The sequence below is a fragment of the Planktothrix agardhii genome (genome assembly GCF_904830935.1).
Taxonomy (GTDB): domain Bacteria; phylum Cyanobacteriota; class Cyanobacteriia; order Cyanobacteriales; family Microcoleaceae; genus Planktothrix; species Planktothrix agardhii.
In genome coordinates, this window is sequence record NZ_LR882952.1 from 695,879 (window position 1) to 710,500 (window position 14,622).

General features: G+C 42.2%; 11 protein-coding genes. 5 read left to right on the forward strand and 6 right to left on the reverse strand.

The window, feature by feature from the left end; translation table 11 throughout:
- Positions 1-58 precede the first annotated feature (58 nt).
- The 4 genes from NMG88_RS03230 to tnpA form a co-directional block, all read right to left on the reverse strand.
- A complete protein-coding gene (locus NMG88_RS03230) occupies positions 59-3,493 on the reverse strand; it encodes a hybrid sensor histidine kinase/response regulator (RefSeq protein ID WP_235750971.1) in 3,435 nt (1,144 codons plus the stop codon).
- 231 nt (positions 3,494-3,724) lie between these two features.
- Entirely contained in the window at positions 3,725-5,452 is a 1,728-nt protein-coding gene (gene hflX / locus NMG88_RS03235) for a GTPase HflX (RefSeq protein ID WP_202807893.1), read from the reverse strand.
- A 197-nt stretch (positions 5,453-5,649) separates the two neighbouring features.
- Positions 5,650-6,669: an ABC transporter ATP-binding protein gene (locus NMG88_RS03240; RefSeq protein ID WP_227357753.1), complete on the reverse strand. Its 1,020-nt coding sequence runs from the start codon at positions 6,667-6,669 to the stop codon at positions 5,650-5,652.
- A gap of 204 nt (positions 6,670-6,873) precedes the next feature.
- Complete coding sequence (tnpA, locus tag NMG88_RS03245; RefSeq protein ID WP_026797681.1) at positions 6,874-7,323, reverse strand: IS200/IS605 family transposase; 450 nt, start codon at positions 7,321-7,323, stop codon at positions 6,874-6,876.
- Positions 7,324-7,546: 223 nt separating this feature from the next.
- On the opposite strand from tnpA, the gene NMG88_RS03250 reads away from it, so the two are divergent.
- The 5 genes from NMG88_RS03250 to NMG88_RS03270 all read left to right on the forward strand — a co-directional run bounded on the left by NMG88_RS03250 (position 7,547) and on the right by NMG88_RS03270 (position 10,068).
- Positions 7,547-7,834 carry a hypothetical protein gene (locus tag NMG88_RS03250; RefSeq protein ID WP_254034456.1) on the forward strand — a complete coding sequence of 96 codons (288 nt, stop codon included), beginning with the start codon at positions 7,547-7,549 and terminating at the stop codon, positions 7,832-7,834.
- Positions 7,835-7,861: 27 nt separating this feature from the next.
- A complete protein-coding gene (locus tag NMG88_RS03255) occupies positions 7,862-8,176 on the forward strand; it encodes a tetratricopeptide repeat protein (protein ID WP_072005170.1) in 315 nt (104 codons plus the stop codon).
- Entirely contained in the window at positions 8,116-8,940 is an 825-nt protein-coding gene (locus NMG88_RS03260) for a CHAT domain-containing protein (protein WP_235750972.1), read from the forward strand. The genes NMG88_RS03255 and NMG88_RS03260 overlap by 61 nt, the downstream gene beginning before the upstream one ends.
- 17 nt (positions 8,941-8,957) lie before the next feature.
- The gene (locus NMG88_RS03265) at positions 8,958-9,104 is read left to right on the forward strand and encodes a hypothetical protein (RefSeq protein WP_227350066.1); all 147 of its coding nucleotides are present in this window, start codon (positions 8,958-8,960) and stop codon (positions 9,102-9,104) included.
- Between the two features lie 751 nt (positions 9,105-9,855).
- Positions 9,856-10,068, forward strand: a complete 213-nt coding sequence (locus NMG88_RS03270) for a DUF559 domain-containing protein (protein WP_071782545.1) — start codon at positions 9,856-9,858, stop codon at positions 10,066-10,068.
- A gap of 59 nt (positions 10,069-10,127) precedes the next feature.
- Here NMG88_RS03270 and NMG88_RS03275 read toward each other — a convergent pair whose 3' ends face one another.
- Complete coding sequence (locus NMG88_RS03275) at positions 10,128-10,385, reverse strand: PIN domain-containing protein (protein WP_227382011.1); 258 nt, start codon at positions 10,383-10,385, stop codon at positions 10,128-10,130.
- Positions 10,386-10,492: 107 nt separating this feature from the next.
- A complete protein-coding gene (locus NMG88_RS03280) occupies positions 10,493-14,476 on the reverse strand; it encodes a magnesium chelatase subunit H (protein WP_227382009.1) in 3,984 nt (1,327 codons plus the stop codon).
- Positions 14,477-14,622: the final 146 nt, after the last annotated feature.

Consider the following 14,622-nt stretch of genomic DNA (forward strand, 5'->3'; position numbering starts at 1 on the left):
GATTAACACAGATTAAAATCTGTGAAATCCTCTTAAATCAGTGATCCCCATTCCCTAATTATCCAATAATTCCGATTAAATTAGCAATAGTAAACAGTAATTCATGGGGTTCTACGGGTTTAGCTAAATGGGCGTGAAACCCGGCGGAGAATGCGGCTTGACGGTCTTCATCTTGGGCATAAGCTGTAAGTGCTAAAGCGGGTATTTGCCCTCCTGCTTCTGGGGGTAATAAACGAATTTGACGGATTAGTGAATAACCGTCTCCCCCCGACAGTCCAATATCACTGACTAAAATATGAAATTGAGATATAGCACTATTGGCTTTGAAGATATTAATGGCTTCTTCTGCACTCCCAACGGTCACCACTTCTGACCCACAATTTTCTAAAATATGAGCAACTAAATCCCGAGCATCCACTTCATCATCAACCACTAAAATTTTAACTCCTTTGATTTTTAAACAACTTTCAAACATCAAATCATCATCACTGAAACCCTCTTGAAGATACTGATAATCTTTTAACATATCCGATGTCATCAGGGGTAATTTTATAGTAAATACTGTTCCCTTTCCTAACCCTGGACTATCTACAGTAACGCTTCCTCCATGAATTTCAACTAAATGGTGGACAATGGTTAATCCTAATCCTAATCCGCCCTGTTTCCGAGTCATTGAACCATCGGATTGACGAAATCTTTCAAACACAAAGGGTAAAAAGTCTTTACTAATTCCTTGTCCGGTATCACTAACTTGAATTTCTGCATAATCTCTGACTTCATAATTGCTATTATTTCCCAAGGAATTTTGATTCTGAGACTTATGTAGTCTCACCTGAATTTCTCCTCCTTCTGAGCTAAATTTTATTGCATTGGTTAATAGATTCCACATCACCTGTTGTAAACGGTTACTATCCCCTAAAACCATCCCAATATTAGGCTCAAAGGAAATATTAATTTTAATATCTTTCGCCTCAGTTATTGAGCGTACCGTTTCAATTGCTGCTTCAATTACCGGAATTAAAACAGTCGGATTCGGGCTAAAATTCAGTTTTCCACTAATAATTCGAGAAACATCTAATAAATCCTCAATCAGTTGCGCTAAAGCCCGTGTATTACGATTAATTGTTTCCGTCGCCCGATTAAATGTTTCCTTATCTAAATCTCGTGATATCAACAGTTGTGTCCATCCCAAAATAGCATTCAGAGGAGTCCGTAATTCATGGGAAAGGGTAGCTAAAAATTCATCTTTGAGGCGGTTGGCTTCTGTTAATTCATCAGCCCGGGTACGCAGTTCAGCTTCTAATTGTTTACGATTAGTAATATCCCGCATGGCTGTCACCTGAACTTGACGTCCTTTATAAATTTTAGACTTACCAATGATTTCTACATCAAAAATTGTGCCATCTTTTCTTAATCCAAAGACTTCTAATGGGGCTTCTAAGTTGTTTTTAATATTTTGTAAAATTAAATCCCGACTTTCGGGGGTGACAAAATCCAGAAAAGAAGTTCCCATCATTTCTCCTAAAGGGTAATCCAACATAATAGATGCCCCTTGGTTAGCATCAAGAATGATGCCATTTTCATGAATAATAATACCATCAAATGTAGTTTCAATTAGGGTTCTAAACCGAGCTTCACTTTCTTGTAATTCTTCTTCTGCGTGTTTACGTTCGGTGATATCTTCATAGATAAATACGACTTCTCGAATTTCACCCACCTCATCCCGCACTGGATAAATATAAGCCTCAACCCAGCGTTGAGCATATCCATAATTCGATAATCCTGGGAAGCTTTGATGAGGATCATATAAAATTGGAGGAATCGCCACGGTTTCCCCGGCTAAACCCTTTTGAATATAGGGAATTATCCGTTTTTGAATTAGTTGTTGATCTTCTAACAAATTGTAGTCTTTAATCATTTCTCCTTTGATTCCCCATAGCTCCTCCCAGGCTCGATTTACACGCCTAACCGAACCATCTAATGATAGGATTAAAATGCTCAGGGGAGATTGTTCAACCATTGTCCGATATTGAACTTCCGAGCGACGTAATAGGGTTTCGGCTCGATGACTTTCTGTGCGGTCAATGGCTACACCCCCAACCAATGGATCTTCCTGATCAACCCAAATTGGAAATTGATAGATTAAAAATTCTCCAATTTTGCCGTCTCGTCGAGGTAGAGATTCAATAACTTCTAAAACTAGGTTTTGCGAAGCCACAATCGAAATATAATTCAGGAATTTGGAGGCTAAATCTGGGGTAAATATATCAAATATAGTGGTTTCTAAAGATTCTGGAGAAACATTAAAGGTTCGGGTATAACTTTTACTCAAATATAACATTTTACCTTGATGATCACAAATCCAAGCTACGGTAGGGTTGTAATCCATAAACGCCTGAAATCGGGCTTCACTATCTCGCAGGGCTTTTTCTGATTTCGTCAGTTCCGTTGCAATTTTTTCCGCAATATATCGAGCTTTAATTTGCGATCGCATTAATCCAAATAAGATAATACCAACAAAACTTCCTACTAAGGCAATATAGGGAGCAATCAGACGTTGGAAATTAAAATTAAGTTCAGGACGGGAAGTATAGATAATCGTCCAAGTCTGTCCAGCAATGGAGAGCATTTTTCGCTCCTCAAATTGGGGCTTAAACCCTAATAAACGACTAGAGTTAGAATCGTATAGGAGAGAGGAGGGAGTAATTGCTAAACCATCATAAATTTTAAAATCTATGAAAGCATCTGGATAACTCCCAAATAGCCATTGCATCAAGTCATCCATCCGAAATGGGCTATAGATAAATCCTAGTAATTTCTCCCGTTTTTCCGTGACCGTTGGGGGAGTAGAATTACCTCGATAAATGGGGAAATAGATTAAAAAACCCGGTTGTTTTTTGGCATCAATTTCTTGTCGGAGTTTGACTCGACCCGACGCCACCGGAATTCCCCCATCCCGGGCGTGTTCCATGGCGCGACGGCGCACGGGTTCGGTAAACATATCAAACCCAATGGCGGCTTGATTGCGTGCATCTAGGGGTTCTAGGTAGATGATGGCATGATATTCGGATCGAGGGTAATCGGGATTGATAGCGAAGTTAGGGATACCCTCAGCTTTCATCCGAGCTATTAATTGATCTTTTTCGGAGGGTTGAACCCGAATTGTAAACCCAATCCCTTGAATCCCTGGATATTCCCTCCGCAGTTTTAATTGTTCCATGTAGGTGCGGAATTCCTCTCGATCCACGGTATCATTGCTGGCAAATAACCCACTTCCGGCACGGAGTAAGGCAATATAGGTTTTAACCCGATCTCGAATTAGGTTTTCCGTCTGTTGGGCGGAGGCATTAAACTGTAACCGATCCTGGTTACGGGCTGTTGATTCTACATAATAAGTGGCGATCGCCGTCAGGATTAAAGTCCCCAACAGCACTAAGTAGGGAACAATCTGCCGATTCTGAGAGAGAAACTTATACAGCCATTTGCGCTTCATAGAGCTATCAGGGAAAGTCTGGGGATTAGAACTGCGGGTTAACCCTTAATCTTTGTGTTGTTTGGGGTAAGTTTTATTGTTTGGGGTAAGTTTTAATTGAGATTTTCTGTATATTATATCACGAAAAATTGAAATAACAAATAAATTAAATATAGAAACCGGGTTTCTAATTTGATCTCTGGGCAAAAATCAGAGATCTTATTCAGAATATCCAGTTTCTATCCCCAGATTTTACCGATTAGAAATCGCATAATGGACTAAAGCCGCCATGCGTTTTCTGAGGGTTTCTAACCCCAAGGCTTTAGAAGCGGAAATATAAACCGCTTGAGGATATTTTTCCTGCGCTGATCGTAAATTTTCCCCATCAGTTTGATCGATTTTATTAAACACTAATAATCCCGGGCCAGGAGTCACAGGCATTTCTCTTAAAATCTGCATTACCGACTCAATTTGACTTTCCCAGGCGGAATGGGATAAATCCACTAAATGAATTAAGGCATCCGCGTCCGTCACCTCTTCTAAAGTAGCTCTAAACGCATTAACCAAAGGAGGCGGAAGTTCATGTATAAATCCGACTGTATCCGTGATAACAATTGTTAAAGGCTCCTCCGTTATCATATCAGGAATCTCTAAACGGCGAGTCGTGGGATCAAGGGTAGCAAAGAGTTGGTCAGCCGTATAGACTTCCGACTGGGTTAAAACGTTCAATAAAGTTGACTTTCCAGCATTGGTATAGCCCACTAAGGCCAAGGTCGGAACCTCTTGAGCTTGACGATTTTGGCGCAGACGAGAACGATGGGCTTGTAGTTGATTCACTTCCTGTTGTAGCCGGGAGATTCGACGCTGGATGGCCCGCCGTTCCGTTTCCAGTTTGGTTTCTCCTGGCCCTCTGGTTCCAATTCCGCCCCCTAAGCGAGACATAGCCAGACCTCGACCAGTTAACCGGGGTAAACTATATTCCAGTTGGGCCAGTTCTACCTGTAATTTTCCCGCCCCCGACTGGGCGCGTTGAGCAAAAATATCAAGGATAACTTCGGTTCGGTCTACAACCCTGACCCCGATTTGGGTTTCCAGGTTCCGAACTTGGGCGGGGGATAAGTCACGATCAAATACAATTAAATTAGCTCCGATGGTTTGGGCAACCAAGGCAATTTCTTGGACTTTACCCTCTCCGACAACGGTTTGGGGGTGAGGATGCGATCGCTTTTGGCGTAAAGTTTGTAACACCTGACCTCCGGCGGTATCGACTAAACGCACCAATTCCGTTAACCCATCTTCAAACCGTTGGGGGGATATTTTATCCGTTTTCACCCCCACTAACAGCACTTTATCCTGACTAGAATCGACTTCCCGGGCGACAAATTCCCGTTCAAACTCCGTTTCTAGTTCGTTGACTAAATCGAGAAAATCCTGTTGCGATAGGGCATCCAGACTCATCGGCAACGACAAATAATAGGGAATGGCAGAAAAACCGTTATCAATTTGTTGATTCTTAGTCGTGTCCATTTCCGGGACAAGGTGAGCCATATAAGTGTCTTTAATATAGCCCGTTTCACCCCCTCCTCGTCGCTGAAAACCACCTCCGGTCAGGGTGAGAACTACCAGAATGTCCAAACGTTGAATCGCCATGGCAGTCAAAGCTGCTTCTTTAGGGGGTTCCGGGCTAGTTTGGGTGGTAATACAACGAATTCCACTCAGGCGTCCATTCCCATACCGGGGGAGTTCTAAGGGGGGAATTTGAGTTTGGCGAGGAGTTCCGACTCCCACCCGCATCACCTGTCCCCGACGGTTAATATAGGCGCACAGAGGCTGATCAATTTCCGTACTAATTGCCGCCAGTCGCTGGGCAAATTCCACGGTTGTAATTAAATCGCCTGGTAGTCTTTGATGATACAGGCTTTGCAACCGTTTAAGCTGACTGGCTTTTAGACCTTGTAGTTGACCATAAATCGTTTCGATAGGCAGGTTTTACCAGTTTCCTGGCCCTCCATAAACAATAGGGGTTGATTTCAAATATGATAGCTTGAATTTTGATCGGAGTGTGGGCTGTGGGCTGTGCAAACCGGACTCGTAACTTCATATTTTCTTGAGGACTATTAGATGTCGAATCTGATAGAATCCTTTTATATTTAGGGCTAAATTGATTAAATTTGTGATTAATCTTTAATCAAATGACAGGCTACGGAATGGTTTGAACCCATATCTTTTAATGGCGGTTCCTCCAGCCAACATTGTTCCATAACAGAGGGACAACGACTAGAAAATCGACATCCCATGGGCGGGTTTAGGAGACTAGGAATTTCTCCAGTTAATAAAATTCGTTGTCGTTTGGCTTCTAATTCTGGGTCAGGAATGGGGACGGCGGATAATAGGGCTTGGGTATAGGGATGGAGAGGATTTTCATACAAAGAAATTCTATCTGCAAGTTCAACAATTTTGCCCAAATACATCACTGCAACTCGGTCAGAAATATGACGAACTATGCTTAAATCATGGGCAATAAAAAGATAGGTTAAACCTAAATCTTGCTGTAGGTTTTGGATTAAATTAATCACTTGGGCTTGAATCGAAACATCCAAGGAGGCAATCGGTTCATCGCAAATAATGACATCAGGATTCATCGCTAATGCTCTTGCAATCCCTATTCTTTGTTGTTGTCCCCCTGAAAATTCATGGGGATAACGATTAATTGCATTATTATTTAATCCGACTAATTCCAATAATTCTTTGACGCGATTTTGAGCTATTTTAGTAGTAGCTAATTGATGAATAATTAAAGGTTCACTAATAATTTTTTCTACAGTCATTCGAGGGTTTAAGGAAGAATAAGGGTCTTGAAAAATCATTTGCATCCGGCGACGAAAGGGTTGCAATTCCTTGGGATTTAAAACGGTTAAATCGGTATTTTCAAAGTAAATTTTTCCCACCGTAGGAGGAGAAAGCTGTAAAATCATCCGTCCAGTTGTGCTTTTTCCACAACCTGATTCTCCGACTAAACTTAAGGTTTCTCCCCTATTAATATTAAAGGTAATTCCATCAACGGCTTTAATGGCTGCAACTTGACGTTGTAGCAAAATTCCTTCCATGACTGGAAAGTGTTTTTGTAAGTTTTCTACCCGAATTAGGGGAGTATTTTTTTGATTGGATTTAAGTTTTATTTCTAAAGTATTAACCATATTTTTATTATAATAAATATTTATATTATAAGCAATTCGGCGATTGGGAATCCGGCGATTGGGAAATCACGTCTACGCGGACTAGGAAGGGAGTAGAGAATTTGCAATCGAAGATTCTTATAACCCGCGCAGGCGGGTTTTGTCTGTGTAGGCGCAATTTCAATCGCCGAGATTAGAGGAAATCTGGCGATTGGGAAATCGCGTCTACACAAACGAAGTCCGCCTGCGCGGACTAGGGGTAGTTTTAGAAATTAATTCCCACTCAGAAATCATTGATTGCTGACGGTGGTGAACAGCTTGATTTCTGATATAATTAGCTACACTGTCGATGGCATCGTGGCTAACGGTAAAAGCCCCGTAGCTGCCTTGCCACTTAAAAAAATCACCCGGTTTAAGTTGGTGAGTTACGAAATGAGAGGAACTTCCCTTAATTTGCTTAATTATTTCAGCTACCGCCAAAGTTGTTGGAAAACCTATTAGCAAGTGAACATGGTCTTCTATACCTCCAACTGCGATTACAGTACATTCTAATTTTTTACATTCTCCAATAATAACGGCATAGATTTCTTGCTGAATATCAGGAGTAATCAAAGGTAATCTATCCCAGGTTGCCCAGACATAATGGAGATATATTTGCGTAAAATTTTCTCTCATTTTAATTACAATATCCTAAATTTATCCCCAACCCGCGCAGGCGGGTTTTGTCTGTGTAGACGCAATTTCAATCGCCGAAATTAAAGCGATTAGATTAGAAATCCGGCGATTAGGAAATCGCGTCTACAGAAACGAAGTCCGCCTGCGCGGACTGGGAAGGCGTCAACAATAATCCTTAATAAATAGTATAATTGATTGCACCATCCCAAATCCCATTTCTCCGATGAAGTCTGAACCCCAACCAGCCTATCTCAACCTGATAAATCAACTGCTAACCTGTCCCAGCGGCGAAGAACAAGAGATATTGAACACTCACCCGGAATTGCTCGATGATGGCTTGGTGGTGGCAATGCTAGAAAAGGCAGATAATCTCAGAGAACAAGGCAAACTAAATAAAGCTAATTGGTTGAAGAATTTTGCCGGAATACCGGGTAAGGTGGATGGCGACTTCCTAGCGGGAATTGCACTGAAAGCAGAAGCAGACAGACTGTTAAAACAAGGAATTCAGTAGCATAAAATCAGTCAATTTCGAGAAGCTTTGCAGTCTGGGGAACAGGCATTAACTATCTATCGGCAAATCGGATATCGCCAAGGAGAAGCTTGTTCCCTCGGCAATTTGGGCCTTGTTTACAATTCCCTAGGGCAATACCAGAAAGCGATCGCATTTCACAAACAGGATTTAGAGATTTCACAGGAAATCGGATATCGCCAAGGAGAAGCTTGTTCCCCCGGCAATTTGGGCCTTGTTTACAATTCCCTAGGGCAATACCAGAAAGCGATCGCATCATCGACTTGCTACCCACCGATGCCAATAACCAGATCATCTTTATCCCCCACTACGACTTATTTTTAGTTCTTTTTGTCGCTTTGCAAGATAGCAAAAATCGCTACTTAATCAAAGATCATACTATCCTCACCGCCCCATCCATCCAAGTCTTAGAAATCACCTGTGAACATCAAAACCGAGTCCGAGGATTGAGACAAGCCGCCCTAATTGTTGGCGATCCAACTATCGATCCAAAATTCCAAGAAGATCCCTACAAACTCAACCAAATGTCTAGGGCAAAAGAAGCCGCCGAAGCGATCGCCGCCATTTTAGGAACCCAAGCAATTACCGGAGACAATGCCACCAAAGTCGCCATTTTAGACAGAATGCTAAACACCCGTATCGTCCATTTATCGGCCCACGGACTCCTCGACAATTTCCAAGGTTTCGGCATTCCGGGCGCGATTATTTTAGCACCATCAGAAAATACCGATGATGGCTTACTTAACGCAGCAGAAATTCTACAATTAAAACTCGATTCCGAACTCGTAGTATTAAGCGCGTGGAGCACCGGGCGCGGTAGAATCACCGGAGATGGAGTTGTCGGATTATCGCGTTGCTTCATTCTCGCCGGAGTCCCCAGTATCATCGTTTCCCTGTGGAATATCGGAGTGATATCAGCCAAATTGCTAATGACTGAATTCTACCAAAATTTAGCCCGGGGCGACAATCGAGCAGCGGCTTTGCGGTGTGCTATGCTAACTACAAAAGCTGAATTTCCGAGTCCCATAGCTTGGCTGAAAAAATCAAGAATTGGTGCGAAACCAGACCTCAAATTGAACAGAATTTAGAGAATGAAATCGATCAAATGGGTGCGGGTGGTACTGATAGCGATGCACCGGAAGAAATCGTCAGGGAATTTTATGAAACGTTGAAGGAAAATCAGATTCGATTAGGTTTATCTGTGTCGTCTGTGGGGGAGGTTGAAACGGATACAGACGAGACAACCGATTAGAAATCCGCCGCAACCCGCGCAGGCGGGTTTTGTCTGTGTAGACGCGATTTCAATCGCCAAGATTAGAGATTAGAAAATCCGGCGATTTTAACCCGCGCACCATCCGGGTTTTGTCTGTGTAGATGCGATTTCAATTGCCGAAATTAGAGCGATTAGATTACAGAAATCCGGCGATTAGAAATCGCGTCTATACAAACGAAGTCCGTCTGCGCGGACTAAGATGGAATTAAGATAATGTCTTATATTTTCTTTGATTATGAACGAAGCACAGCAAATTAAAAATCCCAGTATTAAGTAGGTGGTCATAAATAAAGTCAACAATAGAAGAAGATTGTTTAGGATAATTCTTAAGGGTTACTAAGGGAATTCATCGGGTTTACCATTTGGTATATATAAACCAGACTATTTAATTCAAGCAGTAGATCAAAGTCAAATTTTTAAATTTGAATGGAAGACAGGAATAGGAATTATTGAAAATAATGTTGATGTATATCCTAATTTTACTTATCCTAAACTGGCTAGTTGCTTAAAATGTGATACAGATAATAATACTCTGCGCGACTGTTTAATAGAAATGAATCAAACTAAATAAGAAAAAGATTTTTTCTATAAACATGGAAAATTTTCTCAATGCAGAAAAATCAGAAAAAACGATGCCCCTATATTAATACCTCAAGGATGGATTCAATGGCATTCATCATCTAAAGATAAATTAAAACCCACTCATTCACTTAAAGATGATATATATCGTATAGATTTTGTTGCATTTTGGAATAATAAAAGGTTTGCTATTTTAATAGATGGTGAAAGCCATTACTCCAAGCAAGAATCTTATTCAAAAACTTTGAAAGAAGATCGAGATTTACGCCAAAAAGGATGGGAAATCTTCAGAATAAGTAACTGGGATGTAGACAATCGAGTTAACGATATTTTAGAAGAATTAAAAGAATTCATTGGTTTTTAGTTTTTAAAATATTTGATCGCTTTTAATTTCTATAGTATAATTATGTTTTAAAATAATAATTATTTCCAACCATATACCCGAATATTATTAAAATTTACGGTATCAATTCCGATTTTTTGCAAATAGTGAGCTAACCTTAAATCATCGGTTAAGACTAAATAGCGATCGATAATACCTGTATCTGTTAACCCAAATTTTGTAAACCCTTCAACTTCTACCGTATTGCTGCTTTCAATATAAAATTCCTGCATTTCCCTAATCCCAATTTTCATAATTTCTAAACATTGAAATCTTTCGGGTTCACCAACTTGATTCATCAGACTATTAACTTCTGTAAGAATATTCGGTACTAAAAATTATATCCCCCCGATAAAAATATTGCATAGAATATTTATACCGAGGGGAATCGGGATTTTAACGGGTTTTATTTAACCCCTTCAATTCGGTCTTCAACTTCTTGGTATAACTCCCGCAGACGGTCTAAATTCTCATCGCTGGTTTCCCAATAGCCGCGACCATTAACCTCTAACAAAGTGCTAATAATCTTACGGAAAGAATGGGGGTTTAAGTTCAGCAAACGCTTCTGCATTTCTGCATCTTGAATAAACGTTTCATTCACATCCTCATAAACCCAATTATCCACCGCACCCGCCGTTGCACTCCATCCCATTGTATTAACCAGGCGCTTAGAAAGTTCGCGCACCCCCTCATAACCATGGGATAACATTCCTTCATACCATTTCGGGTTGAGAAGTTTAGTTCGTGCATCCAAACGCACCGTTTCCGATAACGTCCGAACTTGAGCATTTGCAGTTGTCGTATCCGCAATATAAGAGGTCGGTTTTTTGCCATCCTTGCGTAAATTAGCAATTAATTTCGTCGGGTCAGAATCAAAATAATGGGAGACATCTGTTAAACTAATTTCCGAAGAATCTAAGTTTTGGAATGTGACTTCTGCGGTTTTTAACGCCGACTCAAAGATATTTCGATCCTGTTCCATCATCCCCGGATTATCAGAATTAAAAGCAAAAGATTTACGCTTTAAATACATTTCCTGTAACTCAGATTCCTGTTCCCAACTGCTATTTTCTACGGCTAAATTCACATTAGACGAATAGGAACCGGAAGCATTACTAAATACCCGTGTAGCAGCTTGTCTTACCGATACTCCTAACTCCTTCGCCTGTTCTAAAGCGTGTTTGCGAACGAAATTCATTTCCAAAGGTTCATCAGATTCGGCTGCCATTTTTACCGCTTTATCTAATAGTGCCATTTGGTTAATAAATAAGTCGCGGAATACCCCAGAACAGTTGATCACGACGTCAATTCGAGGTCGTCCCAATTCTTCTAAAGAAACTAACTCTAACTTATTCACCCGTCCCAAGGCATCGGGTACAGGTATAACCCCCACCATCCACATAACTTGAGCCAGAGACTCACCGTAAGTTTTGATGTTATCGGTTCCCCAGAGGACGACGGAGATGGTTTCGGGGTAATTTCCACCATTTTCAACCTGTTGCCGTTCTAACAGTCGTTCTACGACGATTTGAGCAGATTTGACGGCGGCGGCGGTGGGGATAGACTGGGGGTCGAGGGCGTGCATATTTTTGCCCGTCGGTAAGACATCGGGGTTACGGATGGGGTCGCCTCCGGGCCCTGGGATGATATATTCTCCTTCCAACGCCCGCAGCAAGGAGCCCAACTCGTTATCAGCGCAAATTTGTTGTAAGCAGAATTCCAAATACTCAAATAACGGTTTAATGGGTTCGGGGTCAACTTTGGTGAAACCGAACTCATGCAGTGCTTCAATCCAGGGTTCTTTTTTACCCATATTGAAGAAGTTGAGTTTCGAGACTAGGGAAACCCGTCCCTCGGCGTCGGTTTGTTCGTTAACTAAGGCGATAACAGCCGCGCGACACGCTTCAGTGATTTTTTGTAATAACTCCACATCCGCTAACAACCCTAAGTTATTGTTAGAGTAGAGTTCCTCAAGATTGCGGTTCAGGCTATTGGCAATAATTCGGGGTAAACTGAGAAGATTATCTTCTTCCCGATCAATACTAGCGATATTTACCAGAGTTGAAATTGCTTCTTCGGCCGTGGGTGGTTTACCAATAACGTGCAACCCACAGGGTAATAACCGCGACTCAATTTCCATTAACCGCCGATAGACCTGTCCAACAATATGATCCCGTGCTTCGGGGGTTAATTCCGCCGCATCGGTTTCGGGAAGGGTAATATCTTGGTCAAAATTAACCAAGCGGGATTTATCTATAATTGTGTTAACAATTGCCACACCCCGACCGCTATCTTTTAGGGTTTGATAAGACCCAATTAACTCGTTGAGTTCTTTCAGCCCTTTATATAACCCAGCGTTTTCCGCAGCCGGAGTTAAATAAGAAATAGTGGCAGCATAACTCCGCCGTTTGGCAATAGTAGCCTCGCTGGGGTTATTGGCGGCGTAGTAATACAGGTTGGGAATATTACCAATTAAATTATCGGGGTAGCATTCTCCCGACATTCCCATTTGTTTACCCGGCATGAACTCTAACGATCCGTGTGTGCCGAAGTGTAATACTGCGTCGGCTTTCCAGACTTTCTCTAAATAGGTATAGTAGGCGGCGAAGCCATGATGGGGACTGGCTGACCGGGAGAATAACAACCTCATCGGGTCGCCTTCATAGCCGAAGGTAGGTTGAACTCCGATAAACACATTCCCAAACTGTTTGCCGAAAATCAATAAATTCTCGCCGTCGCTGTTTAAGGTTCCTGGTGGTGGCCCCCAATTCTCATTTAAGCGCTCAAAATAGGGGGTTAACTGTTCATATTCACCCACGGACATCCGATAGGCGACATTTAATTCCGGGCTCTGATATTGGGCGGTGGCGTCGTGGATAACTTCCTGCATCAGTTTCTCGGCCGACTCAGGCAGGTTTTGAATATCGTAGCCATTGCCCTGTAAGGCTTTGAGCACTTCGTAAATAGAACCGAACACATCCAAATAAGCCGCCGTCCCGACGTTTCCTTTATCCGGGGGGAAGCTAAAGACGGTAATAGCAACTTTTTTGTCTAATTTGGGTTTTTTCCGCAGATTAGCCCATTTTAAGGCACGTTGGGCGATCGCTTCGATCCGGTCTTGTAAGGCGATCGCTTTTCCGGTTGTGCCATCCCGTCCTGATATAATAATTGGTTCGATCGCACCATCAAGTTCAGGAATAGCAATTTGCAGCGCCACTTGGATCGGGTGTAGACCTAAATCACTTTCTTCCCATTCTTCAGTGGTTTGGAAGACTAAAGGCAAGGCCACCATATATGGGCGGTTCATCCGCTTTAAGGATTCTATCGCCTTCGGGTGATCCTGTCGAGCCGGGCCACCAACTAAAGCAAAACCCGTTAAGGAAACAATAGTATCCACAAGAGGTTGGGGTGGAATACCTTTCGGGGGGTGATCCCAGAAATACTCATCAATGGGTTTAGAAAAGTCCAAACCTCCCGCAAACACAGGTAATACCCGCGCCCCTAAAGCTTCAATTTCCTGTACCATGGCCACATAATGGGCATCATCTCCGGTGACGAGGTGAGTCCGTTGCAAGACTAACCCCACACAGGGAGCGAGGGGATCTTTTTGATCGTCGGAAATATCGTCGCGGCTATTATTCCACTGGAAATACTCTTTAGCATCCTCGAACATTTTTGGCGCCAGGGGATGCCATATTCCCATATCGGGATAGGTGACAGGATCGGCAAATTGCAGCTTGTCTTTGCCCGTGAAAACATATTTTGATCCTAACATCAGCAGGAAGTTTTCCAGGTTTTCAGAAGAACCCCCTAACCAATATTGGAAGGATAACATAAAGTTGCGGGCATCCTGGGCCTTGTCCATCGGTAAATATTTCAGGACTTTGGGCAAAGTTTGCAACAACTTCAGCATGGCATCTTGGAAAGAACTACCAGACTGTTCTTTACGTTTCTTCATAAACTGGGCGATCGCACTTTTGCTTTGTCCCAGTTGCGCCATGGAAAACGTCCCCATTTTGTTCAGACGCATCACTTGCGGCATGGAGGGGAACACCACTACCACATCCAGTGTATCCCGATAGGGGGCTACGGCCTCAACGAGTTTATCCGCTAAATCTTCAATAAAAATCAGGGAGGCTATGAATATATTAGCCCCAGATAAATCTTGTTTAAAACTTTCGTAGTTTTCGGGAGATCGTAACTCCTCGATCAAATAACCGCTAATTTCGATCGCAACATTAGGGTTATTTTTGTTAATAGACTGCACTGCCGCCGATAGGGCGCTTTGATATTGCGCTTCTAACACCACATAGACGACTTTCATCAGTTGTCGCCCGTTTAGGTCATCTGGCTTGATGTGTCTAATGGCGGGTTTTACATAAGTAAACATATCTTAATTTGTTCCTTTTTTGTCTGCTGCTTTTTTAGGGTGATCGGCGATGGGCATTGCCAGATCATTAGGACTCACCTTTGAGTATTCTTACCAGAAAACGGTCATTCTGGGCAGGTTTGATGACCCTTCGCAACAATTCGACA

What these genes read in the sequence shown, in the direction of transcription:
- NMG88_RS03250 (WP_254034456.1), top strand. Translation starts at nt 7,547, where the DNA reads ATGAAGTCTGAACCCCAACCAGCCTATCTCAACCTGATAAATCAACTG.
- NMG88_RS03275 (WP_227382011.1), bottom strand. Translation starts at nt 10,385, where the DNA reads ATGAATCAAGTTGGTGAACCCGAAAGATTTCAATGTTTAGAAATTATG.
- NMG88_RS03265 (WP_227350066.1), top strand. Translation starts at nt 8,958, where the DNA reads ATGGGTGCGGGTGGTACTGATAGCGATGCACCGGAAGAAATCGTCAGG.
- NMG88_RS03280 (WP_227382009.1), bottom strand. Translation starts at nt 14,476, where the DNA reads ATGTTTACTTATGTAAAACCCGCCATTAGACACATCAAGCCAGATGAC.
- tnpA (WP_026797681.1), bottom strand. Translation starts at nt 7,323, where the DNA reads ATGAGAGAAAATTTTACGCAAATATATCTCCATTATGTCTGGGCAACC.
- NMG88_RS03240 (WP_227357753.1), bottom strand. Translation starts at nt 6,669, where the DNA reads ATGGTTAATACTTTAGAAATAAAACTTAAATCCAATCAAAAAAATACT.
- NMG88_RS03230 (WP_235750971.1), bottom strand. Translation starts at nt 3,493, where the DNA reads ATGAAGCGCAAATGGCTGTATAAGTTTCTCTCTCAGAATCGGCAGATT.